Raw genomic sequence first — 234 nt, 5'->3', positions numbered from 1 at the left:
CTGAACAAAGGCTGGCACTTTCTCGCACCATTGATTCTGGTCACTGCGCTGCTGATGATGAGTTACTCACCGGTGCTGGTCGGGATTGCAGGATGTGTCGCTATTCTTGTTTCTGCCTTGTGCCGCCGTTCGAGCCGTGTCAGCCTGAGCCAGGTGCTGGAAGGCATGAAAGAGGGGGCATTGATGGCCCTGCCGATTTCAGTGGCCTGTGCAACGGCCGGTATTGTCGTTGGC

Annotated in this window: 1 pseudogene; it reads left to right on the top strand. The window is 56.8% G+C overall.

Features of this window, described 5'->3' with window-relative positions:
* Nucleotides 1-234, top strand: a pseudogene (locus tag ACYP03_RS28105) (TRAP transporter permease); the annotation flags it as partial.

The sequence above is a fragment of the Photobacterium sp. R1 genome (assembly GCF_054600795.1).
This window is presented reverse-complemented; position numbering and strand designations above follow the sequence as displayed.